This is a genomic window from Corynebacterium urealyticum DSM 7109, from assembly GCF_000069945.1.
Classification (GTDB): domain Bacteria; phylum Actinomycetota; class Actinomycetes; order Mycobacteriales; family Mycobacteriaceae; genus Corynebacterium; species Corynebacterium urealyticum.
In genome coordinates this window covers 177,392-198,882 of record NC_010545.1, presented here as the reverse complement: position 1 = coordinate 198,882, position 21,491 = coordinate 177,392, and the positions used below count along the sequence as shown (strand labels likewise).

14 protein-coding genes are annotated in these 21,491 nt (G+C 66.3%); 3 read left to right on the top strand and 11 right to left on the bottom strand.

Annotated elements, in window-relative coordinates; all coding sequences use genetic code 11:
• Positions 1-46: 46 nt before the first annotated feature.
• The 11 genes from CU_RS00830 to CU_RS00780 all read right to left on the bottom strand — a co-directional run bounded on the left by CU_RS00830 (position 47) and on the right by CU_RS00780 (position 18,728).
• A complete protein-coding gene (locus tag CU_RS00830; protein WP_012359427.1) occupies positions 47-1,648 on the bottom strand; it encodes an acyl-CoA carboxylase subunit beta in 1,602 nt (533 codons plus the stop codon).
• Positions 1,649-1,655: 7 nt separating this feature from the next.
• On the bottom strand, positions 1,656-6,647 hold the full coding sequence (pks13, locus tag CU_RS00825) for a polyketide synthase Pks13 (RefSeq protein ID WP_012359426.1): 4,992 nt from the start codon (positions 6,645-6,647) through the stop codon (positions 1,656-1,658).
• Between the two features lie 78 nt (positions 6,648-6,725).
• Positions 6,726-8,603 (bottom strand): FadD32-like long-chain-fatty-acid--AMP ligase, encoded by a 1,878-nt coding sequence (locus CU_RS00820; RefSeq protein ID WP_012359425.1) that lies wholly within the window; start codon positions 8,601-8,603, stop codon positions 6,726-6,728.
• Between the two features lie 102 nt (positions 8,604-8,705).
• The gene (locus tag CU_RS00815) at positions 8,706-9,656 is read right to left on the bottom strand and encodes a cutinase family protein (RefSeq protein WP_012359424.1); all 951 of its coding nucleotides are present in this window, start codon (positions 9,654-9,656) and stop codon (positions 8,706-8,708) included.
• A 25-nt stretch (positions 9,657-9,681) separates the two neighbouring features.
• Positions 9,682-10,263 (bottom strand): hypothetical protein, encoded by a 582-nt coding sequence (locus CU_RS00810; RefSeq protein ID WP_012359423.1) that lies wholly within the window; start codon positions 10,261-10,263, stop codon positions 9,682-9,684.
• A gap of 209 nt (positions 10,264-10,472) precedes the next feature.
• Positions 10,473-12,413 carry an alpha/beta hydrolase-fold protein gene (locus tag CU_RS00805; protein ID WP_012359422.1) on the bottom strand — a complete coding sequence of 647 codons (1,941 nt, stop codon included), beginning with the start codon at positions 12,411-12,413 and terminating at the stop codon, positions 10,473-10,475.
• 328 nt (positions 12,414-12,741) lie between these two features.
• Positions 12,742-13,737: an alpha/beta hydrolase gene (locus CU_RS00800; protein ID WP_231837702.1), complete on the bottom strand. Its 996-nt coding sequence runs from the start codon at positions 13,735-13,737 to the stop codon at positions 12,742-12,744.
• A 129-nt stretch (positions 13,738-13,866) separates the two neighbouring features.
• Positions 13,867-14,919: a decaprenyl-phosphate phosphoribosyltransferase gene (locus CU_RS00795; RefSeq protein WP_012359420.1), complete on the bottom strand. Its 1,053-nt coding sequence runs from the start codon at positions 14,917-14,919 to the stop codon at positions 13,867-13,869.
• A gap of 45 nt (positions 14,920-14,964) precedes the next feature.
• Positions 14,965-15,558: a phosphatase PAP2 family protein gene (locus CU_RS00790; RefSeq protein ID WP_012359419.1), complete on the bottom strand. Its 594-nt coding sequence runs from the start codon at positions 15,556-15,558 to the stop codon at positions 14,965-14,967.
• Positions 15,558-17,642 (bottom strand): glycosyltransferase, encoded by a 2,085-nt coding sequence (locus tag CU_RS00785; RefSeq protein ID WP_012359418.1) that lies wholly within the window; start codon positions 17,640-17,642, stop codon positions 15,558-15,560. The genes CU_RS00790 and CU_RS00785 overlap by 1 nt, the downstream gene beginning before the upstream one ends.
• Positions 17,643-17,861: 219 nt before the next feature.
• Positions 17,862-18,728 (bottom strand): GDSL-type esterase/lipase family protein, encoded by an 867-nt coding sequence (locus tag CU_RS00780; protein ID WP_012359417.1) that lies wholly within the window; start codon positions 18,726-18,728, stop codon positions 17,862-17,864.
• Positions 18,729-19,085: 357 nt separating this feature from the next.
• Between CU_RS00780 and CU_RS00775 the strand changes: the two genes are divergently transcribed.
• The 3 genes from CU_RS00775 to CU_RS00765 are packed head-to-tail and all read left to right on the top strand — an operon-like array spanning position 19,086 to position 21,487.
• A complete protein-coding gene (locus CU_RS00775) occupies positions 19,086-20,234 on the top strand; it encodes an ABC transporter permease (RefSeq protein ID WP_012359416.1) in 1,149 nt (382 codons plus the stop codon).
• Positions 20,231-20,905: an ABC transporter ATP-binding protein gene (locus CU_RS00770; protein WP_012359415.1), complete on the top strand. Its 675-nt coding sequence runs from the start codon at positions 20,231-20,233 to the stop codon at positions 20,903-20,905. The genes CU_RS00775 and CU_RS00770 overlap by 4 nt, the downstream gene beginning before the upstream one ends.
• A 21-nt stretch (positions 20,906-20,926) precedes the next feature.
• On the top strand, positions 20,927-21,487 hold the full coding sequence (locus CU_RS00765; RefSeq protein ID WP_012359414.1) for a TetR/AcrR family transcriptional regulator: 561 nt from the start codon (positions 20,927-20,929) through the stop codon (positions 21,485-21,487).
• The last annotated feature ends 4 nt before the right edge of the window (positions 21,488-21,491 follow it).

The window sequence follows — 21,491 nt, the reverse complement described above, 5'->3', positions numbered from 1 at the left end:
CGGAACTCGAGGGATTCCGCCACGCTGTGTGCGCTCACCGATGCGGCTACATCGGCAAAATCGTGTGCTTCTTCTTCTCGCGCGGTGTGCGCTTGTGCGCCAGCTGGCGCAGCGCCTGGCGCAGCTGCACGCGGGTCTCCTCCGGGGAGATGATCGCGTCCACGTAGCCTCGCTCTGCGGACACATAGGGGCTGGTCATGTTGGCGTTGTAGAAGTCCATGAACATCTTCTTCGCCACCACCCGCTTCTCCGGGGGCATCGCGGCCAGTTCCTTGCCCTTCATCATGACGACGGCGGCCTCCGCTCCCATCACCGCGATCTGCGCGGTCGGCCACGCGAGGTTCACATCCGCCGTGAGGTTCTTCGAGCCCATGACGGCATAACCACCGCCGAAGGCCTTGCGCACCACCACGGTGACCTTCGGCACCGTCGCGTCGGCCAGGGCGAAGCCCAGGTGCGCGCCACGGTGGATCAGGCCGACCTTCTCCTGCTCCGCTCCCGGCAGATAGCCGGGGGTGTCCACCACGAAGACGAGCGGGATGTTGTAGGCGTTGTTGATGCGGATGAAGCGGGAGGCTTTATCCGCCGCCTCGGCGTCCAGGCAGCCGGCTAGCACCATCGGCTGGTTTGCGATCACGCCGACCGTCTGCCCGTCGATACGCGCGTAGGCGGTGATGACGTTGGAACCGTAGTCACCCTGCACCTCAAGGACGTTTTCGTCGTCGAAGATGCGGGTCAACACGTCCATCATGTCGTAACCGGCGTTCGGGTCGTCCGGGATGATGGAGTTCAGTTCCTTGTCCCGCTCCGTCAGGGAGTCATTCGGCGCCCAGTACTGGGGCAGTTCGTCGAAGGCCGAGGAGGGCAGGAAGTCCAGCAGGTCCTTGACGTAGTTGAAGGCCTCATCCTCGTTGGCGGCGACGTAGCTGATGTTGCCGTTGCGGGCCTGCTGGCGCGCCCCACCGAGCTCCTCCATGGAGATCTTCTCGCCGGTCACGGACTCGATGACGGCCGGGCCAGTGACGAACATCTGGGTGCGACCGTCCACGGCGACAAGGAAGTCCGTCGTCACGGGGGCGTAGACCGCACCACCTGCGGACGGGCCCAGCAGGATGGAGATCTGCGGGCTCTGACCGGAGAGCGGAACCTGGCGGCGCGCAATCTCGGAGTACATGGCCAGGGAGGTCACGGCGTCCTGAATGCGGGCGCCGCCGGAGTCGTTGATGCCGACGACCGGGATGCCGACGCGAGTGGCCATGTCCATGACCTCAGTGACCTTCTTGCCGAAGGTCTCACCCACGGAGCCGCCGAAGACGGACTTATCGTGGGCGTAGATCGCGACGGGGCGGCCGCCAATGCGGCCATAGCCGGTGACCACGCCGTCGCCGTAGGGGGCGGTCGGGTCGCCCGGGGCCTGGCCGAGGGCACCGATCTCGGTGAAGGAGCCCTCATCGAGGAGAGCGTCGATGCGCTGGCGCGGGGTAGTCAGCCCGGCGGCGTCGCGCTTGGCCTTCGCCGACTCGGAGCCGGGGTCCTGCGCCAGCTCGAGCCGGCGTTGCAGGTCCTTCAGCTTCGCGGACACACTGCTATCCGCTGAAGCAGTATCCTCACCCTGCGGGTTGGCCTGGTCAGCAGAGTCTTCAGACACGTCGGGGCTACTCCTCATCCTGTGATTCTTCGTCCGTGGCCGGGGTGTCCTGGATCACCTCGGTGAGCGCGCGGCCCACCTTCGAGATCTCGGGCTCGTCGACGATGGCGAGGTGGTCACCCTGCAGCTGGATGACATCCAACTCGGTGACGATCTCGCCCCAGCCGCCGTCCGGCGCAATATCACGATAAGCCGGTTCCAGCTCGATTGCACCATCGTGCATCCGCTCGGCGCGGAAGAGGGTGACCGGTACCTCGACGGCCGCCCATGCGTGGAAGTCGAGGGACTCGAGGATGCGGTTGTCCACGAAGCTGGCACGTTGGTGTTCCAGCACGCCCGCGGGCAGCCCGAGGCTCGCGGCCTCCGGGGACTGCAGCATCTCCTGGAACATCGCGAGCATGACGTCCTCGCCCTGCAGTTCCAGCAGCTCGTGCGGGACTTCCATGTCGAAGCCGTAGGTCTTGTTAACGAAGGCGGCGTAGCGGTCCCAGCGGGCGTGCATCTCCTCCTTCGTATCCGGCGCCGGGTTGGCCGGCTGCACGGTATCCAGCAGGACGATGCGCTGCACCTCGGCGCTGGGCTCACCTGCGGCGGCGCGCTGGGCAAGCTGGAAAGCGACCTCGTAGGCCAGTGCACCGCCGAAGCTCCAGCCGCCGAGCACGACCGGGCGGCCGTCGGCCAGGGCGATGATCTCATCCAGGTAGGCCGCGCCGCGTTCCTTCAGGCTGCCCTCGAGGCGTTCGACGCCGTAGACGGGGACGTCCTCCGGCAGGCGGCGGGTCAGTGGCTGGTAGACCACCGAGGAGCCACCGGCAGGGTGGAAGAGGAACAGGCTTGGCTTTTCGGAACCAGCCGGGCGGGCGCGCAGCACACGGATATTGCCTTCGACGGCAGTCTCGAGGCTGGCGCGGACGGTATCCGCCAGGGCGGCGAGGTCCGTGGCCTCAGAAACCTGCTCGGCAGTGACCTCGGCACCGGAGCGTTCGCTCAGGCGCTCGGCGATCTGCTGGGCCGTCTCAGCAGTGATCTCAGGCAGCGGGCTGGTGACACCAGCTGCCGCCTTGCCGTTGATCTTCGCCCAGGTGGCGAAGACGAGGCGCTCGGAGGCGTCGCGTGGGGCTACTCCCCCGGTGTTGACGGTGTAGTCGGTAGCGCCCTCAGCGCCGTCCTCCGACTGTGCGTCGGCCTGCTCAGGCGCCTGCTCCGCAGCGCCCGATTCACTGGTGCGGGAGGCGATCTCCGCCTCGACCATGGCGATCACGGTGTCCACGGAGCCGTCGCGAAGCTGCTGGACCTGCAGCGGCGGCAGGTCGAACTCGTACTCCACGCGGTTCTTGATGCGCATGCCCATCAGGGAGTCCAGCCCCAGGTCGATGAGCGGCAGCTCGCCCGGCAGGTCCTCGACGTCGTAGCCCATGGACTCCGAGACGATCTCCCGCAGCCGCTGCGCCACGCTCACCCCGCTATCTGGGGTCCAGCGGGCCTCGCCGTCCTGGACCTCCGGGAGGGCGTGCGCCGACTGCGTCACCGCGCCCAGCTTCGACCCTGCATCCTCGGTGGTTGTGGCAGCCACATCAGCTGGCGCAGCAGCTGCCGCGCCAGCGCTTGCGGCCCCATCCAGCGTGCTGACGAAGGCCTCGCCCAGCACCTGGCCGGTGCCAGCAACGTCGAAAACCTGGAGGGACCAGCCGCCCAAGGTGCGGGTGGCGATGGTCGTGATCTCGCCGGCTGCGGGCAGCACCCCGTGAGACTGTGCCGCGCTGACGGCATGCCCCGGCGCGAGCTCGTCGGCCAGCGCCTCGGCAAGCACTTCCAGGGAGGCGACGCGATCCGCCTGCGTGGCGAAGGCCACCCGACCGTCCGGGAGGTTCACTCGGCTGCCCGGCAGGCCATGTGAGCCACCGCCGGATGGGTGCGCGTCGGTCCAGTGCGGCTGCTCCACCCAGTGCTGGCCCGGCAGCTGCAGCGTGAAGTTACGCGGGTACAGCCGGCCAAAGTTCAGCTCGGCCCCCTCGGCGTAGAGCTCCGCCAGCAGGTTCAGCAGCGTCTCCGTGGCCGGCTCCTTGCGCTTGAGCGCGTAGAGGGTCTTGGCATCGCCCGCGTCGTGGGCGAAGGCATTGTTCATGATCGGCATGAGCGCGACCGGGTGGGCGGAGAGCTCCACGAAGGTGCGGTAGCCGTCCTTGAACTGCTGACCGGTGGCGTCCGAGAACCAGACCGGGTGGCGGGTGCAGTGCACGAAGTACTCAGCGTCGTGCACGGCCTCACCCGGCTGGTAGACCTCACCGCGGTGGACGGTGGAGTACAGCGGCGTGTGAATCGGGCGGGCGGTGATCCCGCCGATTTCGTAAAGCAGCTCGGAGAGGATCGGGTCGAGCATCGAGGTATGCCCCGCGCCCTTGACGTCCAGCATGCGGGCGAATTTGCCCTCGCCGTCCAGGTGCTCAACGAGCGCGGCGACGGCCGCCTGCGGGCCTCCGACGGTGGTCATGCCCGGCGCGGCGTAGACCGCTGGCTCCACCTTGGCGAACTCCGGGTGCTCGGCGCGGAAGGCCTCCAGCGCCTCCGGCCCCAGTTCGATAACGGCCATCGCCCCGGCCTGGTCGCCGGTGAGCTGGCTCTCTCCCTCGCCCATGAGGCGGGAGCGGTGGCAGGCCACGGTCATGGCGTCTTCCAGGGACAGCCCGCCGGAGCCGTAGGCGGCACCGATCTCGCCCAGGGACTGGCCGACGACCGCGGCCGGGCGCAGCCCGAATTCCCGCAGCAGATCGGTCAGCGCGATCTGGACGGCGGTGATGGCGACCTGGGCGGATTCCAGGTCGAAGTTCTGCTCGTCGTCGTTGATCTTCTCGACGAGCGACCAGCCGGATTCGCGCTGCACGATCTCGTCGATCGTGGCGAGGCGCTCGGCGAAGAAGCTGGAGATGCTGGCGAGCTCCTTGCCCATCTTCCGGTGTTGGGAGCCGAAGCCGGAGTAGACCCACACCGGGCCGGTGGCCGACGGCGAGTCCGCGGTAAAGACGGCAGCGCCCTTCTTGCCCTCGGCGAGGCGCTCCAGCCCGTCGATGGCTTCGGCGGCGCTGGCAGCGCGGACGATGCCACGGGAGCGGCCGTGGTTGCGGCCGGCGAGCGCCCCGGCGACGTCCAGCAGATCGGCAGACTCGTGCTCGGCAAGCCAGTCGCGCAGGTCGCCTGCGGCCAGGCGGCGGCGGGAGGGCAGGAACCCGGAGACCGGCAGCAGAGCGGCCGGGGTCTCGCAGGCCTCCCAGTCGATCAGCGGGTGGGCCGGGTCCGTGCCCGCGGCGGCGTCCGAGCCGGCGTCTGCCTTGCCAGCGGCCCGTTCCTCATTCAGTGCGGCAGCGTCGCGCAGCTCTTCCTCGGTCGGTGCTGCGATCACCACGTGCGCATTCGTGCCGCCGAAGCCGAAACCGGACACACCGGCCACCGGGCGGCCGGAGTACTCCGGCCATTCGCGCGGATCCTCAACCACCTCGAGGCGCTGGGCGTCGAAGTCGATGTGCGGGTTCGGGCCCACGTAGTTCAGGCTCGGTGGCAGCACGCCCTCGCGCATCGCCATCAGGACCTTCATCACGCCGGCCACGCCCGCCGCGGCCTCGGTGTGGCCGAAGTTCGTCTTGGCCGACCCCAGCAGGGTCGGGTGATCCGCATCGCGCCCCGCGCCCAGCACCTCGCCAAGCGCGCGGGCCTCGATCGGGTCGCCGAGGATGGTGCCGGTGCCGTGGGCCTCCACGTAGTCCACGGTCGTCGGGTCGATTCCCGCGTCCTCGTAGGCGGCGCGCAGCACTGCGGACTGTGCCTCCGGGTTCGGCGCGGTGATGCCGTTGGACCGGCCGTCCGAGTTCACCGCCGACCCCTTGATGACGCCGAGGATGTTATCCCCGGCTGCCACTGCATCGGAGAGGCGCTTGAGCACGATCACGCCGGCGCCGTCGGAGCGCACGATGCCGTCGGCGTCCTCAGAGAAGGCGTGGATCTTGCCGGTCGGGGACAGCACCCCGGTCTCGGAGAAGGCAACGGTAGCGAAGGGGTTGGCCAGCAGATTCACGCCACCGGCGATCGCAACCTCGGAGCTGCCGTCGCGCAGGGAACCAACCGCCTGGTGGATCGCCACCAGCGAGGAGGAACAGGCGGTGTCCATCGCAACCGACGGCCCCCGGAAGTCAAAAGCATAAGAAATGCGGTTGGCAACGATGGAGCTGGAGTTGCCGGTCAGGGCATAGGGGTGGGCGACCTTCGGGTCGGCGATGATGAGGTTCGCGTAGTCGTTGTTCGTGGTTCCCATGAACACGCCAACGTTGTCTCCTCGCAGCGAGTTCGCTGGGATCAGTGCGTCCTCAAGGGCCTCCCAGGTCAGCTTCAACAGGATGCGCTGCTGCGGGTCCATGTTCGCGGCCTCCAGCGGGGAGAGCCCGAAGAATTCCGCATCGAAGGACGCCAGGTCCGGCAGGTAACCGCCCGTGAGCTGCGCGTCCGCCATGCGACGAACCATCTCCGGGTTCTCTGCCCACTCGGACCAGCGGCCCTCCGGCAGCTCACCGATACCGTCCTGGTAGCTGATCAGCAGGTCCCAGAACTCGTCGGTGGTCGGGGCACCCGGGTAGCTGCCGGCCATGCCGACGACGGCAATGTCCCGCTCCCCCGGCGCCTGCTCGCCGCCCACGGCGCGCCTCTTTGCGGACGTTGCCGCCGGGGCGTTCGCCTGACCTTGGGAACTCAAGTAGTCGACGAGCGCCCCGATGGAGTTGTGCTCATAGGCCACGGTGGCGTCCACCGACAGGCCCGTCATGCGCTGCAACTCCCCCGAGAGGATCACCACGTCGCGGGATGAAAGCCCGAATTCCTCCAGTGGCTGATCGTCGCGGATCTCCGCCTCCGGGGTGTCGGTGGTCTCCGATACCCAGTTACGCAGCCACTGCCGGAGCTCTGCTTCGCTCCGGGGGTGGTCCTGCTGAGCGCGACCCACGTTATCTTCTGCCATGGTGACCGGGTGATTCCTCTCGTTGCAATGCGGCGCGTCCTAGTGAATCTTTCATCCTAACGGACGAGCCGCCTAACTCTAGTTGAACTGGCCCTGCGAGTAGGCCTTCGCCGCAACACGGCGGGCGATCTTGTTTGCGCTGGAGCGCGGGATGTTTCCGGCATCCACGATGCGGATATCCGCCGGCTTCAGGCCGTGGATCTTGGACACGGCCGCGCGGATGTCGTTGGCCGCAATGCCATCCTCCACGGGGGAGGCCTCCGGAGTGCGCTCCGCGAGGATGACCAGACCCTCGACGTCCTGTCCCAGGTCAGCACCCGGCACCGCGAAGGCCGCGATCGCGCCGTGGCTGACGTGGGACGTCGCCGCGGCAGCGGTCTCCTCAATGTCCTGCGGGTAGTGGTTGCGGCCCGCGACGATGACGAGGTCCTTCAGGCGGCCGGTGATGAAGACCTGATCGTCAACGATGACGCCGAGGTCGCCGGTGCGCATCCAGTTATCCTCCGGCGCGTTACCCGCCCGGGAGTTCTCCGGCAGGCGGTGGTCCGCGGGGAGGTGGTTGCGGAAGGTGTAGGTGGTCTCTTCCTCGCGGTTGAGGTAGCCGGCGGCGGTGTTCTCACCGTTAGTCCACAGCTCACCGACCTGGCCGTCCGCGAGCTCCTTGCCGGTCTCCGGGTCCACGATGCAGAGGCTCTGCCAGGGGCAGACCTGACCCACGGAGGTCAGCGGCATGGCTGCCTCATCACCCTCCGGCAGCGCCACCGCGGTACCGCCCGCGAGCTGCTCGCGGTCGAACCACTGGGTCCACGGCCGCTTTCCGGTCTGTGGGGTGGTAACCAGCAGGGAGGCCTCGGCCAGTCCGTAGGACGGACGCATCGTCTCACGGCGCAGCTGGTAGTTAGCGAAGAGGTCGAGAAAGCGCTCCACGGAGGCGTGGGTGACCGGCTCGGAGCCGTTGACCAGGCCGTCGACGCGGGAGAGATCCAGTCCCGCGAGCAGCTCCGCGTTCGCCTCGTCGGCGGGGTTGGCGTAGCGGGTCGCCAGCTCCAGGGCGAAGTTCGGGACGACGGTGTAGATGTTCTCCTCGTCGTCACGCTTGTGCAGTTGCTTGATCCAGCGCGCCGGGTTCTGCAGGAAGTCCCGCGGGCTCATGAGGTCGAACGGGATGCCCAAGATGGAGGCAAAAGCCGCGAGGATCAGGCCCATGTCGTGGTGCAGTGGCAGCCAGCTGACGATGCGCACCGGCGGCTGCAGCTTCACGGCGATGAAGATCTGCAGCACGTTGGTGACGATGGACTTGTGCGTCAGGACCACGCCCGCCGGGGTGCGGGTGGAGCCGGAGGTGTACTGCAGGAACGCCTCGTCGGAGCTCTTCGGCGCGAGCTCCGGGTGCTTGGCCAGCAGCTCGGCCGGGTTCTGCCACTGCTCAGCCAGGCTGTCCGGCAGGGCGTCGGCCACGAGCACGCGTGGGCGCTCTGGGGCCGGGCGGTCCGCGAAGAACTCGCGGACCGCAGTGGCGGAGCGCTTGTTGGTCATGACGGCCACCGGGGTGGAGGAATCCAGCACGGCGGTGAGGTGGTCAGCGTGGCCCGGCTCGGTCGGGTCGTAGAGCGGCACCGGCACCAGGCCCGCGTACATGATGCCAAGGAAGCTGTAGACGTACTCTGGCGAGTTATTGGCGAGGATGGCCACCCGGTCACCGCGCTTGGTGACCTGCTGCAGGCGCACACACACGGCCTTGATTCGGGTGTTGATCTCCTCGCGGGTGTACTCGCGGAGCACGCCTTCTGCGGAGTCGTTGTAGTCCCAGTAGCGGTACAGGACCTTGTCGCCTTCTCCCTGTGCCTTCGCCCCGGCGAAGAGCATCTCGTTCATGCCGGAAAGCGTCAGTGCATCGGGCACGGCGATATTGCCGTTCTCATCGAAAAACTGCCCCATGGCTGCGTTGATATCCATCGGTGGACCACCTAGTCCCTTCCTAAAGCTCAGAAATTGCTGTTTTGTACCCTAAACTATTTAGGTGCTGAATGCACTACTTCAGGGTTCGTGTCTGAAGTTTTAGATGGGCTGTTGAACGAGGTCGCGCACCCAATTGGTGATCCACTCCGGCGCAGTCATCCCGTCAACGACGTCGCGGTTCGTGTCGTAGTGCGCGTGGATGCCGTTGGATCCCACCAGCTCCTTCGCCCGGGACACCGCGTTGCCGATCGTCGGCGGCGCGTCGCAGACAGTGTCGCCTGCAGCGCAGAAGTTCTTCACGCGGTCGTTGAGCTCGCCGAAGCCATCCGGGCGCCCGCCGCGCATCGTCGCCCCTGGCACGATGGGCTGCACGAGGGCGTTGACAGCATGGAGCGCAACCTCCGCGCCGATGCCGGTGTTCTTCTTATTTCCCACGAGCTCGCCGTGCTGCGGCTCCTGTCGACCATCCGCAATCAGCGCGACGCCGGCGATCAGGGACGGGTCCACCGGGCCGCGGTGATTACCGATATTCGACGCCAGGTCGCCGGCAATGACCGCACCCTGGCTGAACCCGACGAGGACGAACTTCGTGGCCGGGCACTTCTCGTGCGTCGCCTGAATCTCCCCGACAGCACGCCCCAGGCCCTGCTTGCGGGAGTCGTCGTAGCTCATCTCGTGCTGCGCGTTGAAGTTCCTAAACTGCGCGGTATAGGGCACCGTGTGGATCTTCACGCGCTCCGGGTCAGTCTGCTCCTGCAGCGGTCGGGTGACGTGCAGCAGCAGGGATCGGGGGTTGGCCGTCGGATTCACCGGGTCGTCGTCCGCCTTGGATTCCCAGGTACCGGGCAGGGCGATGACTTCGTAGTCCACGCAGCCCGGCGGGTTCGGGCTCGCCTCGCGACCTGGCCTCCCTACGCCCTCGTTGGAGCCGGGTCCACCGAAACCACCCTTCCCATCGGTGCCCAGCCAGGAACCGATGCCTGCGATGATGAGTACCAGGAGCACCACCAGGCCGATGACCGTCACGGATTTGCCGATTGGCTTGCGCATTATTCTTCTTTCCTCCCGGCCACGCTTAGCGGCAGAGGTTTTCATCCGCGGCGGTGCGCAGATCCTTCATCATGGATTCGAACTTCTGGGTGAGGGCGTCGTCCCCCTTGGGCGTGTCGATGAGCCCCTGGGCGAGCATCTGACCGGCCGCGACGCCGATCAGCGGGGTATCCGATTCACGGCAGTGGTGGTAGCCGGCGGCGATGATCTGGGACTCGACGGCGTTGCGGCTCGCCTCGTCCACCTTGTCGAAGTGCACGCCGGACTTCTCGAGGGCCGCCAGGAAGTGCTCCTCCCCCTCGCTGCGGTCGTCACCCTCGGGCACGTCGTCAACTTCCTCGACGGCGCCGTCCTGCGCGCCCTGGCCGGTCGCACCGTGGTCGCCGGAGGACGCACCCTCGCCCTTGGAGTCGTCCTTGTCCTTACTCTCACCGTCCCCCTTATCCGGCGTCGCGGATGCAGATATGCTCGGCACAGCAGTGTTATCGGCCTGCTCCGAGTTGTCGACGGTGCTGCCCGTGCCACATGCGCTGGCCGCGCCGAGGAGGGTCAGGCTCGCCAGGATGGCCAGCGGCCGCCGCATCGTTGGGAGGCTTGTCTTTCGCACAGTGCGCTTCCTTTCCATTGGTGCCGGGAGTCGGCGGGTCAGCCATATTACGACCCCGCCGGGGGCTGGAGCTAGTAGCCAGGCACAGTAAACGGATTGACTAGTTAAAACGATACCGGGCACCGGGGAGAGTGCTGGCGCACGCGCCGCCCCTCCCGGTGCCCGGTCTGCCGGGTTTTGGCCTCCCGACCTCACCCTATGGGTGAGCGTTACTTCTTGACGATCTTTCCGTTGACCTGCTGGATCTCGCCGCCCTGGAAGCGCACGACCTCGCCGCCGGCCGGGATCGCGACCTGGTCAGAGACCGGCAGGCCGTACTTGCCCTGCTCGAACTTCTCCTCGCCCCAGGCGTCGAAGATCGCGCCCTTGTAGATGATGTGAGCACCCGTTTGCGGGGACCAGTAGATGAAGCCGCCGGTGAACTCGGAGAACTTACCCTTGCCGTTCGGCAGGTCCATCTCGCCGGTGATCGGGAAGCCCAGCTTAGACTCCGGGCCCTTGGCTGCCATGTACTTCTTGGCGATCTCACCCTGGACGTACTGCGTCTTGCCGTCCTTGTCACGGGTGATGACGCCGTTCTGGAAGCGCTGCACCCAGCCGTCGCCGACCTTCTCGGCATTCGCCACCGGGTAGCCGAGCGGGCCGTTTTCATAACCCTTATCGCCCCAGGTGCGCAGGATGTCGTGCTTCACCGCGTAGGCGCCGGTCTCGTGAGTCCAGTAGATGTTGCCGTGCTCGAACTGAACGAAGCGGCCGCGGCCGTTGGAGATCGTGTACTCCTCGCTCTTCGGGTAGCCGAGCCAGGAGTTGGTTGCGCCCATCTCCACATAGCGAGCACCGATGCGCCCCCACAGGAAGTGAGCGCCGGTGTCCGGGTGCCAGTAGGCACGGCCGGAACGGTAGTCCTGGACCTTGCCGCCGCGGGCAGCGTCGTATTCACCCGAGACGCAGGCGCCGATCTGGGCACCGATCTTAGGATTAGCCTTCAGCGCATCGCCGATCGCACCGCCGGCAGCGCACTGCGCGCCACGGTCACCTTCCGGCAGGGAGAGCGCGTTAGCGATCTGTGGCCACGCCTGGGTCATCTCGAACTGCCAGTACGGCCAGTTGTGGATGCCGGAGTTACGGAAGTGGGCGGTGACCTTCACACCCTTCTTCTTGGCCTCCTTGAGGAAGGTCTGGGTGGTCAGACGGGACATGACCTCCAGGCCGATTCCGGCCGGGCTGTTCTCCTCCGGGCTGCCCGGGGTGCCGTTACCGGCGGAGACGTACACGGACATGTCCTTCAGCAGGCCAACACCCAGCTTCGGGTCGTGCTCGTACCAGTCCTTGGAGCCGTACGGACCCCACATCTTTTGTGCGTCGTAGCCGCCGCCATCCTGAGTGGCGTAGCCGATGCCCTGCGGCATGCCCGGAGAGGTGGTGTCCAGGTAGCCGGAGAAGGAGCCAACGAACTTCCACATCTTCGGGAAGCGCTGCGCGAGGTTCATCGCCGCGGTGCCACCCATGGACAGGCCAACGATCGCGCGGTCCTCGGTGCTGCGCCAGCCCTCGCGCAGGACAGCCGGGAGCTCGTTGACGAGGAAGCTCTCCCACTTGTAGTGCTTGCCCTTATCCGGCTGCTGCCAGTCCGTGTAGAAGGAGGACTCGCCGCCAACCGGGAGGACGACGTTGACGTTCTTATCCGCGTAGAAGTTCGCAATATTCGTGGACAGTGTCCAGCCGGACTCATCCTCGCGGGCGCGCAGGCCGTCAAGGGCCCAGACGGTCGGGAACTTCTGGTTCGGCTTCGAGTACCAGTCGCGAGCCAGCAGGATCTGGACCTTCACCGGCTTGTCTGGCATGGCGGCGGAGTTGATGTAGACGTTTGCCCAGCGGTCAGTGATCCACTCGACCTTGTCCACGGACACACCCTCAGGCAGGCCCGGGAGGTCCTGCTCGGTCACACGCTCGGGCTGGCGGGCCGGAACGTCGTGGGGCTCAAGGTAGCCAGTGCCGGAGCCAGGGCCATTGGCGCCAGCCAGACTGCTGCCGGCGCTCTGCGCGTTGGCAGCTGGCATCAGCGGCAGGGCAAGAGCCGCAGCCAGCGGCAGGGCGAGCGTCGCCTTCCCCATACGGGACGGGCGGGGGAGTTTCGCAGCAATGCGCATATGTGTACTTCCTTGTGTCCTTGTGAACGTCAATAAAATGGCCGAGATCCAGGCTGACATCTCCCGGTCGAAGCGGGTTCCCCTCCCGCTTCGGCCTGGGTTTCTCGCCAGCCTCAGTAGCCACAAAGCCTAAAGCTTCACTTAAGGCTTAAGCTTACTGTTTCGTTAGGGCTTGTAAAGCACACTTGGCAGCAACTCGCAGAAAAGTTTCCGGAAAGCCAGAAAGAAGGGGCGCCTCCTCAATATTGAGGAGGCGCCCCTTCTTTCAAGAGCCTGGGCACGACCAACCCTTCAGAGGTCGGTAAAGGCCCATCACACTCTGACTGGATTAAGCACCCAGTGCGCCGAGGATATGCGGGCGAGCCTTATTGAGCTCGTTACCCCAGTTATTCCAGTTGTGAACACCAATGGGGCTGTAGCTGACGACCGGATTGATGCCAGCGCCGCGCGCAGCCAGCTCAAACTTTCCGGTCGAGGTGCGGGAGAAGAACTCCAGCATGACCGCGCTAGCTCCGACAACGGGGTTGTTCACGAAGTCGATATCCGGCGTCGGGCCACCAAGGGAAGCCGAGAGGTACATCGGCATCCCCTGCAGACGGCCGACATTCAGGGTCGGGTCGTTACGGAAGCGGCCCGGGCTCGCCGGCGGACCCCACATGTTTTCAACGCGAGCACCCGGACCGGAAGAATCCTTCATCGAGTAGTCCATCGCGAAGTACATGCCCGGGAAGGTCGGGTTCAGGTAACCAGACATGGAGGTCACCTGCTTGAACTGGTTGCGGTGCCACGCGGCGAGGTTCATCGCGGCCATCGCACCCATGGACAAGCCAACCACGGAGTTATTGGTGCGGGAGACGCCAAACTCGCGGGCCAGGTAATTCGGCAGCTCACGGGTCAGGAAGGTCTCCCAGCGCGGCGTACGCGGGCCATTAGTGCCGCCCCAGTGACCCTGCCAGTCGGTGTAGAACTGACCCTTGCCACCGACCGGCATAGCCAGGGTGACGTTATCATTGACGAACTTGCGCGGAGCATGCCCCAGCTCCACCCAGTCGCTGTAGTGCTCAGGAGCACGCAGGCCGTCCAGGAAGTAGATGCCGGCGCTGCCGCCACGGGAGGCGGCCTGGATCTGGACCTTGATCTTCTGGCCCATCGACGGCGAACTGACCCAGCAGTCCTGCACGTAGTACTTGTACGGAGACCAGGTGCAGCCCGGGCGCAGCACGCCACGGGTATCGGCCGAAGCCTGCGGGGCAACTACGGTCGCCATGCCGAGCGCAGTAGCAATGGCCACCAGCACCGCTGTGAGGCGCTTGCCCATAACCATGGAGCTCATTTTAAGGTTCATGAAAAATCCCTCAACGACGAATAGTGAACGGCATGACGTTATCAAATCTTTATCTGACACGCCATGCCGTTCGTATGAAAACTTTTGTTTTGAAAACTCTCTTGGGTGTTAGAGGGCCGGGACCACGTAGACCGCGATGCCGATCGTCACCAGCCAGGCCAGCGCCAACACCTGCAAAGCGCGGTCGTTGAGCGCGATTTCATCCGGCGCTCCGCCGTCGCCACGATCCACATCGGCCGCGTAGCGCAGGATCGCCACCGTGAATGGAACCATGGAGATCTGGTACCACACCGCGGCCGCACCGCTGACCTGCTGGGAGAGATCAAAGCCCCAGAGCGCGTAGCTCAGCACCACGGCCGTTGCGGCCAGCGTCCACACGAAGCGCAGGTAGGTCGGGGTGTAGCTTTCCAGGGACTTGCGGATCTTCGCGCCAGAGCGCAGGGAGAGTTTCAGCTCCGCGTAGCGCTTACCTGCCGCCATGAACAGTGAACCGAAGGCCGCGACCAGCAGGAACCACTGGGAGAGGATCACCCCGGCCGCCACGCCACCGGCCATCGCGCGCAGCATGAAGCCGGAGCTGACCAGGGCGATATCGATCACCGGCTGGTGCTTCCAGCCGAAGCAGTAGCCCAGCTGCAGCGCGATGTACACGGCCACGACGATGGCCAGCCCAGGCCCGGAGCTAGCCAGGAAGGACCCGCCCACCGCGAGGGCGATGAGCACCACCGACATGATGTAGGCCAGCGAGACCGGCAGCACACCAGCAGCGATCGGCCGGAAGCGCTTCGTCGGGTGCTGGCGGTCGGCCTCGACGTCGCGGGCGTCGTTGATGAGGTAGATGGAGGACGCGGCGAGGCAGAAGGCCACGAAGGCGATGAGGATGTCCAGCAGCACGCGGCCCTGGAAGATGACGTCCCCACCGGCCGCGACGGGCGCGGCGACGACCAGGACGTTCTTCACCCACTGCTTCGGACGCAGCGCCTTGATCATCCCGTCGATCAGGTTCTTCGGTGGCTGCGGCTTCTCCGCCGCCACCGACGTGCTGGTCTTCGACGCGTCATATTCCGTGCCCTCGTAGCGGCGCGCCGTCGCATCCGCCGACTCGATGCCGGAGGTATGGGGCTCACCGCCAAAGACGGATTCTGGATCCCGATTGCTCACTGTTACGCGTCACTCCCTGTGGAAAACAAGTGTCTTATTAATCCGCTAGGCGTCGCGGCCGCTCAGCCGCTGCTTCAGGCGGGGGACGATCGTCTTCTGAACCGCCTTACTGGTCGTCAACCCGATAAGCGTACCGACGATCACGTCGCTCGGGTAGTGCACGCCCAAGACTAGGCGGGAAAAACCCATCGCGGGAATGCCCGCTAGAGGCGCCTTCTTCCCGCTCAGGTCTGCCATGCTCACCAGTGCTGCGGTGGAGCTGGTGGCGTGCGAGGAGGGGAAACTCAGCCTGGATGGGGTCCCCACGCCGATCCGGATCGCCGGGTCGTGCGGGCGGGGTCGGCGCACGATGCGCTTGATGATCACACTCGCGGCGTGCGCGATAAAAGCGGAAACACCCACGCCCAGCCACTCGGCCCGGCGCGGCTTATCTGCCGCTGCGCCCGCGGCGGACACCGCGAACCAGCCGAGCGCGTGCTCCCCGAAGTGGCTCATGCCGCGCGAGATGCGCTGCACCGATGCCAGGCTGGAACCGCTCCCCGGCTCGCCGATCGCGTTCTGGATCGCGACTAGTGCGCGGGTCTCGCCGAGCGGGTCGCCTGTAACGAGGCCCGCGGCCTGAGAATCCTGCGTGACCATTAGGCACGCTCCTTCTTCGGAGCCAGATCGGAATCTTGGCCGGCCTTGGCCAGTTCGGACTCCGGCTCGAAGATCTGGGCCCAGCCCTCGCGGCTCGTCAGGTACGGGTGGGCCTCGCGGTAGCGGGTGCGCAGCTCATCGAAGCGCTCCGCGACCTGCTTCTGCAGGCGCATGGACTCACGTGCCAGCTCCAGCATCTTGGCGCGGTCGCGCTTGCGGTAGACCACTCCCCGACCGTCAGCGGTGGTCACGGTCGCCCCGTCCACGCGGGAGAGACTGAACCAGCGCGCCTCGATCGGCGGCAAGCTGACCTGCGGCACCTCGTGGTGTCGCTCATCCGCCGGCTTGGCGTTGTTGAGCACAGCCTGAGTCAGCGTCTTGACCTTCGCCGGGATGCTCAGCGGGATGCGGGTAAGGTTACGCGGCCCACCGGATGGGTGAGGCAGCTCGGACGCCGACGGAATCACCACGGCGTCCGGATAGTTCTTGCGCAGCGCGTTGATGCGTGGCAGGGAGGTGTCCAAGATGCTGAACAGCTGCTCCGGTCCGGCCAGGAAGTCCTTCATCGCCTCGTTCTGGATCGCGACGGTGGAGTACTCCAGGCACAGCAGATGCTTGGCCGTCGCCTTCGCCATCGAGGCGACGATGCCACGCGGACTGCCGTCGTGCTGAATGGCAGCGACGATGAGGCGGTTGCGCAGGTGGAAGTAGGCCTGCCAGTCGATGGCGTCGTCCTTGTCGGACCAAGCCATGTGCCAGATCGCGATACCGGGCCAGGAGGCGGTCGGGAAGCCGGCGTCCTTTGCGCGCAGGCCGAACTCGCCGTCGTCCCACTTGATGAACAGTGGGAGCGGCTGGCCGATCGTGTCCGCGACGACGCGCGGGATCATGCACATCCACCAGCCGTTGTAGTCGACGTCGATGCGGCGGTGCAGGTCCCGGGAGTCGATCTCCTCGCCGGAGGCGTTCTTGCCGTAGGAGCCGCGGTCGCGCAGCGGGTGCTTGTAGAAGTCGTGGTCGTAGTGGGTGTGGGGTGCGGCGGTCCACATGAAGGAGCCGCGGTCGATGACCTCACCCATGGTGTGCAGGTGGCTGCGCTCCTGCAGGTTCAGCATCTGACCGCCGATCAGCATCGGGGAACGCGCGTAGCGGGCAGCCGCCAGGGAGCGCAGGACGGAGTCCGGCTCGATCTGAATGTCGTCGTCCATGTAGAGGATGAACGGGCTGGTGGTGCCTCGCTCGGCGTGGCGTGCCTCGTACATGATGCGGGAGTAGCCGCCGGAGCCGCCGAGGTTGCCCTGCTGGACGATGCGCAGCTTGTCACCGAAGTGCTCGCTGACGGCCGGGAAGCCGGGCTCGTCGGCCGGGTGCTTATCACCCTGGTCGGGCATGATGACCGCGTCGATGACCTTGCCGACCTCCGGGTCGGAGGCCAGCGCTTCGAGTGCGTCGACGGCGTCGGCCGGACGGTTGAACGTTGGGATGCCGATCGTGACGCGCGGCTCGGCGGCGGGCAGCTGATCGCCCGGGTTGAGATGGGTTTCGGCTGCAGTGTCGGCGTCGCGCACCACGGCCGGGGACTGCAGGACCTGGCCTTCGGCAGGCTTGGTGGCGTACCAGCCGGCGGAGTGGACGGTGGTCTCGGACTCGCAGGTCAGGTCGAACCAGATCCAGCCGCCGTCTTCGAAGGGTGCCAGGGAGACGGTGAACTCCGCGGTACCGCGCCCCTTCTCGTCGACGTCGACGTCCGCGCCGGTCACGGCGATGCGGGAACCGTCGATCTTGGAGCGGTAGATGTCCACGCGGGCCTCGCCGGTCAGCTCGATGCGCAGCTGAACCTCGTCCAGCTGGGACCAGCGGCGCCAGTAGGAGGCGGGGAAGGCGTTGAAGTATGTCTCGAAGGAGATCTCCGCGCCGGCCGGGATGCGGCACTCGGTGCGGGACAGTGCGGTGACGCGACCGGTGGTCGTGGACTCGTTTTCCACGATGTAGAGGCTGCGGACGTCGCGCGGCTCGCCTCGCTTCGGCAGGATGATGCGGGCGAGGCGAGTATCGTCAAAATTTTTGCTGGAGTGTCCAGTCATATGAGTGGGTCAAACCTTCAGATCAGACAATAGTGATATGTAATCGACACTATTATCCCCCACGACCCGCCCCTGATGGCAGTACGCCACGGCCCGCACCGGCTTTCTCGCTGTGGAGATCCGGTGCGGGCCGTGGCGTATGTGCGCGGACGTGCGCGGTGGGTGAGCTGCTTCGGGGCGCCCCTTGTCGGTGAGCGCCGGTGGGCTATCCGCTGCGCCTTAGATGTGGCGGGACAGGATGCGTGCCACGCCCTCGTTACCAACCTGCGTGAGGTGGGTGGTCATGTTGTAGGGCGTGGAGGTGTTGTCGACCAGGCCGGAGACGTAGCGCTGATTCGCTGGCGCGCAGGTGCCGTTGGCGCGGGTCGGACCCTCCATGTCGATCCAGCCCACGCCGGCGGCCTTCGCAGCTTCGCGCTGCCAGTGCTGGGCGGCGTCCTGGGCCATGCGTACCGGCGGGATGGTCAGCGCAACACGCTGCAGGGCGTGGGTCTGGATCCAGCAGCCGGTGCCGTACTTATCGACGATGTGCGGGTAGCCCACGAAGGCGATCTTGGCATTCGGGGCGGCGCGCTTGATGCGCTGGACCTGCGGGCGCACACCATCGACGAAATTGCGGGTCTGGATGTTGATGGGGCCCGGGGCCTTGATGTTGTCCAGGATGCCGATGTTCATGAAGACCGCGCGGGTGGAGCCGTTGAGCTTGCCCTGACCGATGGCCTGGTCCACCTGGCGCTTGAGGTTGTTATCCCCGTTGGATGGGGCGTAGGCGACCGCGCCGTTGCAGGCGTAGTCCTCGACCTTCACGCCGGTCTGGCGCTGCAGGCTCGCGGCGACGCGGACCTGGCCGCGCTTGCAGCGCCCCTCCGCCGGGGCGTTGCCGGTGACCTTACCCGGCCCCTGCCAGAACTCCGCCATCTGGGATGGGAAGGTGCCGGTGCCGTTGGACCACATGGAGTCGCCGAAGAGGACGACGTTGCGCGGCGCGGCGTCGGCGGCTGGGGCCGTTGCGGTGACTGCGCTGCCGGCCATCACGACTGCGGCGAGCCCCGCGAGCATTTTCGACATCTTCTTCTTCTTCAGCATCTACCCATCCCTTGGTTTTGCGTTGGAAACTCTATTGTTCTGCACTTCTCGCAGCTTCGTGCCGCTTCGCGGTTTTTCATTGTCGTACATCTGGCGCGCAGATCCAATTGCCAGCCAACTCCTAGCTGAGACACAGCAACGGCACGGCGGGTCACTGCCGTCACTTTGGCACCATCCTCGCCGACGCCCCCGTCCCTTCAAAATCGCCACTGACCTGCCCCTTTCCCCATCTTGGCAACGCCTTGTTTTCATGTTGGCAACACGGTGTTGCTAAGTTAGCTTCCAGCGGCTTTTCCGCTTAATTTCTTCGCGGTTTACCGCCGCGCACTAGTTCCCAAATACGCAGAAGGTTTTCCCATGTTCCTAGCCTGGCGCGAAATGCTGTTCGCGCGGACCCGATTCCTACTGATGGGCGTCGTCCTCGGGCTGATGTCCCTGCTCGTCGTCATCATCTCCGGCCTCACCGCCGGCCTCGTCAACGACGGCGTCTCCGGCCTCAAGGCCTTGGACGCGGACGTCATCGCCTTCGAACGCGGCACCCAAACGGACTCCGCGTTCACCCGCTCCATCGTCGACGTCGACGACGCCGAAAAGATGGCCGAGATCGACGGCGTCACCGACACCGCCCCACTCGGGCTGACCATCGCCAACGCCCACAACCAGGACGGCACCGCCGTGGACCTGACCCTCCTCGGCGTGCAGCCCGACTCCTTCATCGCCCCACCCGGCCTGCCCGCCATGAGCCCGGCCACCGACCGCGGTGACCAGACCAGCACCCCGCACGAGGTCATCCTCTCCGCCACCCTGGCGGAGGAGGGCATCGAGGTCGGGGACACGATCACCATCGACCGACTGGACACCCCGCTCAAGGTCACCGGCTTCGCCGACGGGCAGCGCACCTTCGGCCACGTCGACGTCGCCTACCTGCCGCTGGACGTGTGGCAAGAGATCCACGCGGGCGCTCGACACGGCGAGGCAGTGAAGCCGGAAGCCTACGAGGAGGCCTCCGTCGTCGTCGCTAAGACCGCGGACAAGGCAGACACCGACGCGCTGTCGCAGGCCGCCGGGCTGGACGTCCATACCTTGAAGGAAAGCTTCGACTCCTCCCCCGGCTACACGGCAGAGATGATGACGCTGACGATGATCAAGTGGTTCCTCTTCGTTATCGCGGCCCTGGTCACCGGAGCGTTCTTCCTGGTCTGGACGATCCAGCGGGCGGGCAGTATCGCCACGCTGCGCGCCATGGGCGCCACCAAGGGCTTCCTGCTGCGCGACAGCCTGGGCCAGGCCGTGAGCATCCTCGCACTGGCAATCGTTGCCGGCGCGCTCATCGCCGTCGGGCTGGGCAGCCTGCTGGAGCGCACCGCCATGCCTTATGCCACCGAGTTCGGGTCCGTCATCGGCGGCAGCCTCATCCTGTTTTTCGCGGGCCTGATCGGCGCGGTCGTTGCCGTCTACCGCGTCACCCGCACCAACCCGCTCGCAGCCCTAGGAGAGAACCGATGAGCCACGCACTGAACCTCAGCGATGTCACCATCCAGTACAGCGACGGCGATTCCCAGGTCACCGCACTCGACCACGTGAACCTCGCCGTGGCGCCGGGCGAGTTCGTGGCCATCGTTGGGCCTTCGGGGTCGGGTAAGTCCACGCTGCTCGCCGTGGCGGGCGCGCTGACCAGCCCGGATTCTGGGCGGGTGGAGGTCGCGGGCCAGGACATCACCGGCCTCGACGATGCGGGCCTGGCGAAGGTGCGCCGCGAGAATATCGGTTTCGTCTTCCAGTCCTCCGGCAGCTTGCCTTCTGCCCTGACTGCGGAGGAGCAGCTGGAGGTGGCCGCGCGCGTGATCGGCAAGCGAGGCCGCTACTCCAATGCTGAACTGCTGGAGAAGGTCGGGATGACCCGGCGCGCCCAGCACCGCCCGGGCAGCCTCTCCGGCGGCGAACGCCAGCGGGTGGGCATCGCCCGGGCACTGGTCGGAAACCCGCAGGTACTGCTGGTCGACGAGCCGACCGCAGCCCTGGACCGCAGCCGCTCCCAGGAGATCGTGGAGCTGCTCGCCCGCGAGTGCCACGAGTTCAACGTGGCCGGCGTGATGGTCACCCACGACTACGAGGTCCTCGACCACTGCGACAAGGTCTACGAGATGGTGGACGGTCGCCTGAGTGTGGCCGACTAGGTCCGACGTAGACTCGGGAGTATGCCCAAGATTACGGAGGAGACGGTCGCCGAGCACCGCGCGGTCCAGCACCGCGCGGTGCTGGAAGCCGCCGAAAGGCTGATCGTGGAGCACCGCGGCAAGGTCCCCACCCTCGCGGAGGTCGCCGCTGAGGTCGGGCTCGCCCGCCCTAGCGTGTACCGCTACGTCTCCTCCCAGCACGATCTTCTGGTGCAGCTGTTGATCCAGTCCACCCAGGAGTGGAACGCGGAGCTGGAGGCCAAGATCGCGGACGCTCCCCCAGAGGCTCACCAGCGGATTCGCGCTTATGTGGACGCCACACTGGATCTCTTCGCCCACGGCGCCCACGGCCCGCTGGTGGCCGCGGCGCAGAGCTTCCCGGCGGCCTTCGCCGATGAAGAGGTGCAGCGCTCGCACGCCGGTTTCCAGACCATCGTCGCGGACTTCTGCCCGGGCGTGGCCCCGGTGGACATTGCTCTGCTGAATGCGGCGATCGGGCGGGCGGCGGAGATGGTCGACAGCCCGGAGGCCTTCGAGCATGCACGGCAGACGCTGTATGCGATGGCCGAGGCGCTGGTTTAGCAGC

Excerpts from the sequence above, each read along its gene's own strand:
- pks13 (WP_012359426.1), bottom strand. The coding sequence starts at position 6,647 with ATGGCAGAAGATAACGTGGGTCGCGCTCAGCAGGACCACCCCCGGAGC.
- CU_RS00820 (WP_012359425.1), bottom strand. The coding sequence starts at position 8,603 with ATGGATATCAACGCAGCCATGGGGCAGTTTTTCGATGAGAACGGCAAT.
- CU_RS00815 (WP_012359424.1), bottom strand. The coding sequence starts at position 9,656 with ATGCGCAAGCCAATCGGCAAATCCGTGACGGTCATCGGCCTGGTGGTG.
- CU_RS00805 (WP_012359422.1), bottom strand. The coding sequence starts at position 12,413 with ATGCGCATTGCTGCGAAACTCCCCCGCCCGTCCCGTATGGGGAAGGCG.
- CU_RS00800 (WP_231837702.1), bottom strand. The coding sequence starts at position 13,737 with ATGGTTATGGGCAAGCGCCTCACAGCGGTGCTGGTGGCCATTGCTACT.
- CU_RS00790 (WP_012359419.1), bottom strand. The coding sequence starts at position 15,558 with ATGGTCACGCAGGATTCTCAGGCCGCGGGCCTCGTTACAGGCGACCCG.
- CU_RS00785 (WP_012359418.1), bottom strand. The coding sequence starts at position 17,642 with ATGACTGGACACTCCAGCAAAAATTTTGACGATACTCGCCTCGCCCGC.
- CU_RS00780 (WP_012359417.1), bottom strand. The coding sequence starts at position 18,728 with ATGCTGAAGAAGAAGAAGATGTCGAAAATGCTCGCGGGGCTCGCCGCA.
- CU_RS00775 (WP_012359416.1), top strand. The coding sequence starts at position 19,086 with ATGTTCCTAGCCTGGCGCGAAATGCTGTTCGCGCGGACCCGATTCCTA.
- CU_RS00770 (WP_012359415.1), top strand. The coding sequence starts at position 20,231 with ATGAGCCACGCACTGAACCTCAGCGATGTCACCATCCAGTACAGCGAC.
- CU_RS00765 (WP_012359414.1), top strand. The coding sequence starts at position 20,927 with ATGCCCAAGATTACGGAGGAGACGGTCGCCGAGCACCGCGCGGTCCAG.